Here is a 9,652-nt window from a genome sequence, read left to right on the forward strand (position 1 = left end):
CTCCCCACCGCGACGGCGACGCCACCGGCGCCCGCACCCACCGCGGCCGCCCCGCGCGTCCCCGGAGGCGCGGCATGACCGACACCGGCCCGCTCACCGCCGCGACGGCCACCCACTCGTCGGTGGATCCGTACGCGCCGCGGGTGCAGGCATCCGCCGTCCGTTTCCTGTACGGGCTCAACCCGCTGGCGAAGCTGGCAGCCCCGTTGCCCGCCATGGCGCTGCTGGTGTTCGTCCGGGATGCCGCCACCCCCGCCGCGTTCCTTCTGCTGGCGTATGCGGTGCTGCTGATCGGCGTGGACTTCACGAGACGGCTCGCGGCAGTGCTGTTCCTGGCGCTGCCCGTCAGCGCTCTCGTGATCGGCTTCGGGTTCGCGCTGTGGACCGACCCCTCGCGCGTGGACCAGTCCGTGGTGGTGTGGCAGCTGGGCGGCTGGACGATGTACGGCGGCGCGTTCGCAGTAGGCGCCGCCACGGGCCTGCGCCTGTCGGCGATCGTCGCCCTGACCCTCATCGCCGGGCTGTCGACGACGGGCCCCGACCTCGTGCGGGCGACGGTGCAGCAGCTGCGCGTCCCCTACCGCATCGGCTACACGGCGCTGGCCGCGTTCCGCTTCGTGCCCCGATTCGGCCACGAGCTCGATGTCATCCGCCAGGCGCACCGCGTGCGCGGCGCGCACGGCGGACGTGGCCCGATCGCGGCGGCCGCGCGCTGGTTCGGGTACGTCGTCCCGCTCATGGCCGGCGCCATCCGTCACGCCGAACGCGTCGCCCTCGCGATGGATGCCCGCGCGTTCGGCGCGCATCCCGACCGCACCGAGCGGTACATCGTGCCGTGGCGCGTGCGCGACACCGTCTTCATCGTCGCCTTCTGGGCGGTGTCGGCCGCACTGTTCGCCGCGTTCTTCCCCTGGGGTCTGTCATGACCCCCGCCCTCGGCACCCCCGCCGTCCTCGGCGCGCCAGCCGTTCTCGACACCCCCGCCGTTCTCGACAAGGAGCACTGACATGGCACCGGTCCCCCGACTCGTCAAACCCGACACCCAGGGCCTCGTGCACCTGCAGGTGCTGCGCACCGAGCGCCTCGCGCCGCACTGGCTGCGCGTCACGCTCGGCGGGGCAGAGATCGACAGGTTCCGCCCCATGGGCTACGACCAGTGGTTCCGGCTCTTCCTTCCCCTCGGCGGCGACGAGGGGCTGGACCGCCTCCCCGCGAAGGCGAACAAGATGTTCGGGTACCTCAAGTACCTCCGCATCCCCGACGGCGTGCGACCGGTCGTGCGCAACTACACGGTGCGGGCGTACCGTCCCGCGACCGCCGACGCGGGCGCCGAGATCGATGTGGACTTCGTGCTGCACGGTTCCGCCGCCGAGGGGACGGCCGGGCCGGCATCGCGCTGGGCGGAGTCCTGCCGCGCTGGCGAGAGCGTCGTGATCATCGACGAGGGCCTGACGTTCAACCCCGACCGCGGCACCGACAGAGTCGTGCTCGTCGCCGATGAGACCGGACTGCCGGCCATCGCCGGCATCTGCGCCTCACTGCCCTCGCACGCGACGGGGCTCGCGATCATCGAGGTGCCGTCGGCCGACGACGCGCTGGACTTCCCCCATCCCGTCGGGATCACGGTGCGCTGGATCGAGCGCGACCACGATGCGACGCCGGGCAGGCTCGCGCTGCAGGCTCTCCGCGACGCCTCCCTTCCGGATGCCGCGTTCCATGCGTACGTCGTGGGCGAGCAGGCCCTGGCGACCGAGGGTCGCCGCCACCTCGTCGGCGAGCGCGGCGTCTCGAAGGATCACGTGAGCTTCTGCGGCTACTGGCGCGTCGGCGTCGCGTCGCCCGCTCCGAAGTCTCAGCGCGTCACGGCGGAGGCCCACTCGTGAGCGGCACGGACGGAACGACCGACGCCCGCATGACGCCCGCACCCGCGCCGACCCGGTCGAACCGGGGTCGCGTGACGACCGCGTACCTGCTGACCTGTGCGGCGATCGGCGTCGCCGGCGGCGTCATGCTCTGGGGCGCCGGCTGGATCTCGACGGTGCTGTTCGCGACCGTCCCGTTCATCTCGGTCGCGATCGCGGGCCTGTGGCTGCTGCCGGCGACCGTCGCACTGCGACTGCTCGAACGCCCTCTGGCCGGCATCCTCGTCGGGGTCATCTCGGGGCTCGTGGTCTTCCCGTTCCTCGGCGCGGCCGTGTGGTGGGCGTTCTTCGCCGAGCTGGCGTTCCTCGTCGGCCTCTACCGCTCCTGGCGCACGTGGCAGTACTACGCCGGCGCCGTCTTCGTCGGCGTCGTCTATCCGATCTTCGCCGCGGCGTCGTTCAACCTGACGGCCATGCAGCCGTGGGCGCTGGTGACGTTCTTCGCGCTCACGATCGCCAGCTGCGTCGCGGGCGTCGCGCTCGGCATCCTCGTCGCCGACCGCCTGCGCAAGGCCGGCGTCGCGAAGCTGGCCCGCCGCCGCCCGACGCTCGTGTGAGACACCGGCCGCACGCGTAACGGCGGATGCCGCGACCCGAGCCCTCGCGTGAGGGCCGGGCCGCGGCATCCGTCGTTCAGGGGCGCGTCAGCGCCTGCCGACGATCTGGCGGCTCACGATGTCGCGCATGATCTCGTTCGTGCCGCCGTAGATGCGGTGCACGCGCGCGTCGAGGTAGGCGCGGGCGATCGGGTACTCGGTGATGTAGCCGTAGCCGCCGTGCAGCTGCACGCCGATGTCGAGCAGCTCCGCCTCGCGGTCGGTGGTCCAGAACTTGACCTTCGCGGCCTCTTCGGCGGTGAGCTTCTGGTCCTTGTAGAGCATCATCGCGCGGTCGACGTAGGCCCACATCACGTCGACGGTGGTCGCCATGTCGGCGAGCTTGAAGCGGGAGTTCTGGAAGTCGGCGATGCGCTCGCCGAACGCCTCGCGGCTGAGGGTGTAGTCACGCGTCCACACGAACGCGGCCTCGCCGGCGGCGGCCGCCGCGACACCGATCGAGAGGCGCTCGAGGGGCAGGTTCATCATGAGCTGGATGAAGCCGAGGCCCTCCTTGCCGCCGATGAGGTTCGCTTCGGGCACGAAGACGTCGGTGAACGACAGCTCGGCGGTGTCCCAGCCGTGGAAGCCCATCTTCTCGAGCTTCTTGCCGTGGTCGAAGCCCTCCATGCCGTCCTCGAGGATCAGCAGGCTGAACGCGTCGGGGCGGTTGCCCTCGCCCGTCTTGACGAACGTCACGACGATGTCGGCGGTCTTGCCCGACGAGATGAACGTCTTGGCGCCGTTGACGATGTAGCCGCCGTCGACCTTCTTCGCGGTGGTCTTGATGCCGCGGAGGTCGGAGCCGGCACCCGGCTCGGTCATCGCGAGGGCACCGAGGATCTCGCCGGTCGCCATGCCCGGCAGCCACTTCTCCTTCTGCTCCTGCGTGCCCATGTGCACGATGTACGGCACCGCGAGGTCGTCCTGGATGCCCAGGGCGCCCGCGAGCGAGCCCTGGCCGACGCCGATCGTCTCTTCGAGCACGATCGAGCGGAAGCGGTAGTCCTGCAGCATGCCGGCGCCGCCGAACTCCTCAGGCACCGACAGGCCGATGACGCCGGCCTCGCCGGCGGCGAGCATGGTGGCACGGTCGATCTCGCCGGCGGCCTCCCACTGCTTGCGCTTCTCCTCGGACGCGTAGCGCTTGACGAACTCCTTGACGACGTCGCGGAACGCCTCGTGGTCCTCGTCGTAGATGTCGCGCTCCATGGTGCGCCTTCCTCTCGTCTGTCTTCTCGTCGCTGAGGTCGAGTCTGCGGAGATGGTTCCCCGGTTGGAATTGCATCTCACCGCATATGGTACTCAGTTTCAGCCGAGCGGATGCCGCAGCCGCGCGCCGCATCGCGTCCGGGCGGGGCGCCTGCCTCGTCGCGCGTCGACGGCGGTGGCTCGCGGCGCCGGGGCCGTCAGCCGAGGTACGCGGGCGCCGGGTCGAGGGCGAAGAACTCCTCGAGCGACGTCCATCCGCCGTCGTGGTACGCCTTCGCGAGCTCCGGCCCGATGTAGCGGAGGTGCCACGGCTCAGGGAGGTACCCGGTCACCGGCGTGGCGCCCTCGACGTAGCGGACGATCCAGCCGTGCTCCCACGCATGGTCGGCGATCCACTGGCCCTGGGCCGTCGCCGCGAGCTCGTCGAGCGTGCCGCAGGCGCCGGCACACGCGACGACGTCGGCGCCGAGGCCCAGCTGGTGCTCGCTGTAACCGGGGCGGGCGCTGACCTGGTCGGCCCGCTCGCCGCGCTCGGCGAAGTGGCGCCCGTACGTCTCCTGCTGCGTCTGGTACGACCGGAACCCGCTCTCGAGCGCGATCTCGCCGACCCCCGCCGAGCGCGCACCCGTGACCAGCGAGGCGAGAGCGGCTGCCGCGTCCGAACGCAGGGCGCCGCCCTCGACGTTGCGCACCCCGTCGGGCAGCACCAGTCCGCTCGGGCGGTAGTCGATGGGACTCGTGGGCCGGATCTTGTCGACCACGGTCCAGATGCGCGCGGAGTCGCCCAGGTTCACGCAGGGGGCTCGGCCCTCCACGACAGCGGCGCGGAACGCCTCGCCTCCGCCTGCAGCCACGATCGCGGCCTGGTCATCGCCCGCCTGCACCGCCGCCACGACGTCGGGCAGCGTGCAGATGTCGGCGGCGGGCGGCGACTGCTCGACCTGGGGCACGGGGAGCTGGTCGACGTGCTGAGGCTCCACCGTCATCGACAGCGCGGCGTCAGCGCCGCTCGGCGAGACCGCGGGCAGCATCATCGCGGTCATCGCGGCCGATCCCAGCAGCAGCGCGGCGCCGGTGGCGAGACCGGCGACCACGACCAGTCTCCGGGTGAAGCGGCGGGGACGGGCGTGCTGCACCGGCAATGCGTCCTCATGGACCACGAGCAGCTCAGCGCCGCGAGCCGCCCGACGCTCGCTCGAGACCGGACGGTGCTGCCGGGTGAGGCGGCCTCGCGAGCGCGGGGGCAGCGGCGGGACTTCGCGCGCTGCCGAAGCGCCTCGCTGCGACGTGTTCGCCGCCGCGGGCGCCGGAACGAGCGGGCGGAGGTCAGGCGGCAGGGCAGCCGGCACCGCGTCCGAGAGCGATGTCGGCACGAACTCCTCGCTGGGCAGCTCGAAGGCCACGAACGCGTCGGCGGGCGGCGGGGTATCGGCCGCCCGGGCACGCCGTTCGGCCTCCTCGCGCATCGCTCGGGCGGCACGACGAGTCTCGGGGGCGGCTCGGGGGGTAGCGAGCCGGCCAGGCTCCGTCACGCCTGCCATTCTGGTCGCGACGGCGCGATTTGGCCAGCGAACCGGCATCCGCTCGGGTGATGTTCTACTGGATCCAGGACCGCCTTGACTTAAGTTCGAAGCTTTGTTCTCATGGATGCATGCGATGGCAGGGACAGGAACTGGGTGTGGCGGATGCCGCGGCCCTGCCCGGCCTCGAGCAGCTGAACGGTCTGGTGCGCTCGGTGACCACTCCCGAGTTCGCCGGCGTCACTTTCCACGAGGTGCTCTGCAAGTCGGCGCTCAATCACGTGCCGAGCGCCTCGGCCATGCCCTTCGACTGGACCGTGAACCCCTATCGCGGCTGCAGTCATGCTTGTGTCTATTGCTTCGCCCGGGGGACGCACGAGTACCTCGAACTCGATGCGGGGCGGGACTTCGACACCCAGGTCGTGGTCAAGGTCAACGTCGCAGAGGTGCTGCAGAAAGAGCTGCGGCGCGGCAGCTGGCAGCGCGATCCCGTGATGCTCGGCACCAACACCGATCCGTATCAGCGTGCCGAGGGGCGGTACAAGCTGATGCCCGGGATCGTCTCGGCCCTCACCGAATCCGGGACGCCGTTCTCGATTCTCACCAAGGGCACCCTGCTGCGGCGCGACCTGCCCATGCTGAAGGATGCCGCGGCCGACGTGCACGTCACCCTCGCGATGTCGATAGCGGTGTTCGACGACGAGCTGCAGCACCTCATCGAGCCCGGCACGCCGAACGCCACCGCCCGGCTGGAGACCGTGCGGGCGGCGACCGAGGCGGGCTTCCGCGTCACCGTGTTCCTGATGCCGATCATCCCGCACCTCACCGATTCCATCGCCGCCATCGACCACGCGCTCACCCGCATCAAGGAGGCAGGCGCCGTCCGCGTCGTCTACGGCGCGCTCCACCTGCGCCCGGGCGCCAAGCAATGGTTCCTGCAGTGGCTCGCGGAGCGGCATCCCGAACTCATCTCCTCCTACCGAGGGCTGTACCCGGGCGCGACGACCACCGCGCCGAAGGCCTATCGCACCTGGCTGGCCAAGCGCGTGCGCCCGCTGCTTCGGGTGCACGGTCTCGACGGCAGCGCCGAAGACGAGAGTCCGCGCGGCGCACCGGTGTCGGGCCTGGCCGATCGCGCCGACGCCCGCAGCGCCCCACCGATCGTCACGACGTCACGAGGGCGCGCGGCGGCCGCCTCGCTGCGCGCGGCACCGGCCCGCGTCACGCCGGGCGAAGTGGCGACCGCTCGGCTGTTCTGACCCGATACCCCGCTTCGACGCGCTACGCCGCGACGGATGCCGAGATGAGTTCGCCGGCTGCGGCTGCCGGCAGGACCGTCGCCGTGCGCACACCGGGAGAAGCGGGCGAGGTGCGGGCGGCGGACGGCACCTCGAGGTGCTCCAGCACGGCGTCGAGCACGGCATCCGCCACGAGGATGCGATTGTGCCCGTGCCCGGTCGTCGCAAGAAGACGGCCGCCGGCGTTCGCGGACATGATGCGACCGGCCTCGGCGTACGGCACGATGCGGTCGCCTTCGTCGTGGATGACGAGCAGGGGCACCTCCGCGGGGAGGGGGCGCCGCACGCTCGACAGCCACGCGAACGGATCGGGCTGTCCGGGGAAGTAGCGCGTCGCGAAGCGTTCGCGCATACGTGCCGACACCGCATCGGAGTAGCCGAGCATGCCCTGGAACTGGCTCAGCAGCAGGTCGGCGTCGGCCGGAGCGGCGATGGTGATGACACGCGCGGCATCCGTTCCTCCTGCGACACCGACGAGGGTCGCGAGGCCGCCGAACGAGTGCCCGATCATCGCATCGAAGGCGCCGTAGCGCTGCTGCAGTGCGGCGAACACGTCGAGCCAGTCGACGAGATAGGTCCGGCGGCCGGCGGACGAGCCGTGGGCAGGAGCGTCGAAGGCGACTACGCGGTAGCCGTGGGCGACGAGTTCGCGGATGAGCGGCGTGAACTGGCTCGCGCGGGAGTTCCAGCCGTGCGACAGCAGCACTGTGCGCGCGCCACCGCCCCACTCGTAGGTGTCGACGTCGACGCCGCGCCGATCGACGCCGGCGATCCGCACGGTCCGCCGCCGTGCCCGCCACATCGTGGCCTCGTCGTCCGGCCGGACGGGCCGCGGCTTCGCCACGGAGCCGAAGAGCGGCATCGCGAGGGTGGCTCCCCACCGCGGCGAGACGGCGGCGACACCGCGAACGGTCGCCCCTGCGGCGGTCACGACGAGATCCATGATGCTCCGTTCCGAAGAATACGAACGATCGTACTTATGAATACGAACGATCGTACGGTAACCTGGCGCCATGGCACAAGCACCTGTTGATCGCCGTCGCCTCCGTGGCGATGAATCACGGCGCTCGGTGCTCGCCCACGCGGTCGACACCGCGACCGTCGACGGGCTCGACGGCCTGACGATCGGGCGACTCGCGGATGCCTCGGGGCACAGCAAGAGCGGCATCGCAACGCTGTTCGGCTCCAAGGAGCAGCTGCAGCTCGCCGTCGTCGCCGCCGCGCGAGAGGTGTTCATCGATCGGGTCGTCGCGCCGGCTCGCGCCCGCACGCCGCGCGGCCTCGTGCGCGTGTGCGCGCTGCTCGCGGACTGGCTGGCGTACTCGCGCGACCGCGTCTTCAGCGGCGGATGCTTCTTCGCCGCGACATCCGTCGAATTCGATGCCAGACCCGGCGTCGTCCGAGATGCGATCGTGGCGGCATCCGGCGACTGGGAGGACTACCTCACGGTGAGCATCGAGCACGCGATGGCCGCCGGCGAACTCCCCCTCCTCGACGACGCGCGGCAGCTCACGTTCGAGATGGTGTCATTCCTCGAGGCCGCGAACACCCGCTCGCTGCTCTACGCGAGCGCCGAGCCGTACCGCCGCGCCGAGGTCGCGCTGCGCGCGCGTCTCACGTCGCTCGGCGCCGATCCTGAACTCGTCGCGTCGATCGGCGCCGCTCGCGCCGCCTAGCCCGCCGGGCGTCAGCGCCCGGCGAGCTCCTCCAGGAGCTCGTCGCCGGGGCGCACGTCGTCGAACGGCGCCTCGATGTCGGCGCGCTCCAGCAGGTCGGCGAGGCGATCGCGGCGGGCCCGGGTCACGAGCGTGACGACCGTGCCCGCGCGGCCCGCGCGGCCGGTACGGCCGGAGCGGTGCAGGTACGTCTTGTACTCATCGGGCGCGTCGGCCTGGACCACCAGATCGATGTCGTCGACGTGGATGCCACGAGCCGCGACGTCCGTCGCCACGAGCACGTCGATGCGGCCCGACGTGAGCTTCTCGAGGTTCCGGGTGCGGCGGGCCTGGTCGAGGTCGCCGTGCAGCGCGAGCGCGCGGATGCCGGCCTCGTCGAACTGCTCGGCGAGCATCTCGGCGAACGCACGCGTGCGCGTGAACACGAGCGTCTTGCCGTCGCGGTCCACGAGGGAGCGCAGGATCTCGCGCTTGTCGCGGTGGTCGACCACGAGCACCCGGTGGTCGATGGTGCCCGACCGCTGGGTCTCGCCGGCCACCTCGTAGACGGCGGGGTCCGTCAGGAACTCGCCGACCAGGGCCGACACCTCGCCGTCGAGCGTCGCCGAGAAGAGGAGGCGCTGGGCGTCCCGCGGCGTTCGGCGCATGATGCGCTGCACCGGCTCGAGGAATCCCAGCTCGCACATGTGGTCGGCCTCGTCGAGCGCCGCGACGCGCACCTGCGACAGGTCGAGCGCGCGCGACTCCACGAGGTCCTCGATCCGGCCGGGTGTGCCGATGACGATGTCGATCCCCTTCTTGAGCGCACCGAGCTGCCGCGCTTTGGGCACACCGCCGTAGATCTGCGTCGTGAAGAGGCCGACGCTGCGTGCGATCGGCTGGATCGTCGCGTCGATCTGCAGCGCGAGTTCCCGCGTGGGGGCGAGGATCAGCGCGCGCGGAGGGCGGCCGAACTCGCGCCTCTGTCCTGCCTGCGACCGCAGCACGCTCTCCACGAGCGGCGCGCCGAAGGCGATGGTCTTGCCGGAGCCGGTGCGCCCGCGCGCGAGCACGTCGCGTCCGTCGAGGATCGCGGGGATCGTCGCGGCCTGGATGGGGAACGGATGCTGCGCCCCGAGGTCGGCGATGGCCCTGACGATGTTCTGACCGAGCCCGAGATCGCCGAACGTGGCGTCCCCACCCTCGGTCGGCGCGATGGCATCGGCGTCGAGCTTCTCGTGGACGACATCGCGACGCGCGGGCGCGTCGCCACCACGGGGAGATGCGTCCCGCCGCGGCGCCGCGTCTCGGCGTGGACCGGAATCAGGCGGGGCCGCATCCCGGCGCGGCGCGGAGTCCCGCCGCGTGACCGGCTCACGGCGCGGACCTCCGGAGTCCCGGCGCCCTGCGGAATCCCCGCGAGAAGCCGCGTCGCGCCCGGTGCCCGTG

9 protein-coding genes are annotated in these 9,652 nt (G+C 71.6%); 5 read left to right on the forward strand and 4 right to left on the reverse strand.

All coding sequences use genetic code 11. The annotated features are described in order from the left end of the window. Positions 1–74: 74 nt before the first annotated feature. The 3 genes from VIP82_RS06025 to VIP82_RS06035 all read left to right on the forward strand — a co-directional run bounded on the left by VIP82_RS06025 (position 75) and on the right by VIP82_RS06035 (position 2,479). On the forward strand, positions 75–926 hold the full coding sequence (locus tag VIP82_RS06025; protein ID WP_331906664.1) for an energy-coupling factor transporter transmembrane component T: 852 nt from the start codon (positions 75–77) through the stop codon (positions 924–926). An 81-nt stretch (positions 927–1,007) separates the two neighbouring features. After that, positions 1,008–1,883 carry a siderophore-interacting protein gene (locus tag VIP82_RS06030; protein WP_331906648.1) on the forward strand — a complete coding sequence of 292 codons (876 nt, stop codon included), beginning with the start codon at positions 1,008–1,010 and terminating at the stop codon, positions 1,881–1,883. Further along, complete coding sequence (locus tag VIP82_RS06035; RefSeq protein WP_331906650.1) at positions 1,880–2,479, forward strand: ECF transporter S component; 600 nt, start codon at positions 1,880–1,882, stop codon at positions 2,477–2,479. The genes VIP82_RS06030 and VIP82_RS06035 overlap by 4 nt, the downstream gene beginning before the upstream one ends. Before the next feature lie 87 nt (positions 2,480–2,566). Here the strand turns inward: VIP82_RS06035 and VIP82_RS06040 are convergent, their stop codons facing one another. Further along, the gene (locus tag VIP82_RS06040) at positions 2,567–3,730 is read right to left on the reverse strand and encodes an acyl-CoA dehydrogenase family protein (RefSeq protein ID WP_331906652.1); all 1,164 of its coding nucleotides are present in this window, start codon (positions 3,728–3,730) and stop codon (positions 2,567–2,569) included. Positions 3,731–3,927: 197 nt separating this feature from the next. Further along, positions 3,928–5,262, reverse strand: a complete 1,335-nt coding sequence (locus tag VIP82_RS06045; RefSeq protein WP_331906654.1) for a M15 family metallopeptidase — start codon at positions 5,260–5,262, stop codon at positions 3,928–3,930. A gap of 119 nt (positions 5,263–5,381) precedes the next feature. Between VIP82_RS06045 and VIP82_RS06050 the strand changes: the two genes are divergently transcribed. Then, positions 5,382–6,509, forward strand: a complete 1,128-nt coding sequence (locus VIP82_RS06050; RefSeq protein WP_331906656.1) for an Rv2578c family radical SAM protein — start codon at positions 5,382–5,384, stop codon at positions 6,507–6,509. 22 nt (positions 6,510–6,531) lie between these two features. On the opposite strand, the gene VIP82_RS06055 is transcribed toward VIP82_RS06050, so the two are convergent. Then, entirely contained in the window at positions 6,532–7,491 is a 960-nt protein-coding gene (locus tag VIP82_RS06055; RefSeq protein ID WP_331906658.1) for an alpha/beta hydrolase, read from the reverse strand. 70 nt (positions 7,492–7,561) lie between these two features. On the opposite strand from VIP82_RS06055, the gene VIP82_RS06060 reads away from it, so the two are divergent. Next, positions 7,562–8,224 (forward strand): TetR/AcrR family transcriptional regulator, encoded by a 663-nt coding sequence (locus VIP82_RS06060; RefSeq protein ID WP_331906660.1) that lies wholly within the window; start codon positions 7,562–7,564, stop codon positions 8,222–8,224. A gap of 11 nt (positions 8,225–8,235) precedes the next feature. Here the strand turns inward: VIP82_RS06060 and VIP82_RS06065 are convergent. Next, the coding region (locus tag VIP82_RS06065; protein ID WP_331906662.1) for a DEAD/DEAH box helicase at positions 8,236–9,652 on the reverse strand (1,417 nt) is incomplete at its 5' end.

This window comes from Microbacterium sp. (assembly GCF_036566905.1).
Lineage (GTDB): Bacteria > Actinomycetota > Actinomycetes > Actinomycetales > Microbacteriaceae > Microbacterium.